This window comes from Roseateles sp. P5_B10, from assembly GCF_056400485.1.
This window is the reverse complement of record NZ_JBFULE010001173.1, coordinates 1-1236: the sequence shown is the minus strand read 5'-3', so window position 1 is coordinate 1236 and position 1236 is coordinate 1. Positions and strand designations below refer to the sequence as shown.

The 1236-nt window shown below is 67.1% G+C and carries 1 protein-coding gene; it reads right to left on the bottom strand.

Annotated elements, in window-relative coordinates; all coding sequences use genetic code 11:
* A partial coding sequence (locus AC1DU6_RS31830; RefSeq protein ID WP_477862191.1) for a tetratricopeptide repeat protein occupies positions 1–1236 on the bottom strand: 1236 nt, incomplete at both ends.

Sequence of the window (1236 nt, the reverse complement as noted above, 5' to 3'; positions counted from 1 at the left end):
GGTTGGGACGCTGCTTCAGGATGGCTTCGTACTGCTTGCGCGCAGCGGCGAAGTCGCGCGCGTGCAAGTGCTGCACAGCGACGGCGTTGCGCACCGCGAGGTCGCTGGGGCTGCGCTTGAGCCAGGCGTCTCCCAGCTCGACGGCGGCCTTGGGACCACTCTGGTTGCCGACGGCGCGCATCAAACGCACCAGGCTGGCCTGGGATTTCTCGATGTCATGGGCCTTGCGCAGCGCGTCGATGGCGGCCGTGGCCTGGCCCCGGTAGGTGGCGACTTCGGCAAGCAGGTTGTAGCCGAGCGCCGACTTGGGCGCTGCCTGGATGACCTGTTTGGCGCGCTGCTCCGACTTCGCCGCATCGCCCTGCGTCAGCTCGATGCTGGCGAGCATGGCCTGGGCCGGCAGATAGTCGGGGTTGCCGCTCAGAGCCTTGTCAAGGCTGTAGGCAGCGCCGGCGTAGTCCTTGATGCCGACCTGCTGGCGCGCGACTTCCAGCAGGCGCGGTGCATCGAAGGCGGCGCGGCGGGCGGCATTGGTCAATGTGGTCTTGGCCCCGGCCGCGTCGCCGTTGGCAGCCTGGGCGCTGGCATAGGCCTGCAGGGCTTCGACATCCTCGGGCAGCTTGGCCAGCAAGAACTTGGCCGCGTCGACCGCGCGGGCCGGCTGGCCTTTGCGCAGGTGCCAGGCGACGAGGGCGAAATTGGCGCGCGTTTCGCGGGCGCTGCTGGCCTCTGCGGCACTTTCCAGCCATTTGAGCGCCTCGTCGTCCTTGCCCCACAGTTCGTTCAGCAGGGCCAGTTCGAACAGCACATTGGTATTGCGCTCGTCATTTTTCAGAACTTCCCGCAGCCGCTTGTTGGCGGCTTCGAAATTGCCAGTCACGGTGTCGATGCGAACCAGGCCCAGGCGGGCCTCCATCAGTTGCGGGTCGAGCTTGAGCGCCTTCTCATAGCCGGAGCGTCCGCCGGGATAGTCGCCCGCCTGGGTCTTGGCATAGGCCTGGACCATGAGGACGGTTGCATTGTTCGGGTTGGCGCGCGCCAGCGTATCGGCCACGGCCAGGGCCTTGGGGGCCTGGCCTTCGCGCAGATACAGGGTGACCAGCGCCAGCCCGGCATAGGTCTGCTTGGGGTCGCTCTTGYAGGCCTTGGCAAGTTCGTCGGCTGCGGGTGTCGCCTTCCCGCTTTGCAGCAGGGACAGGCCCAAAGCCGTGCGGTACTCCGGCGAATCCTTGGCCT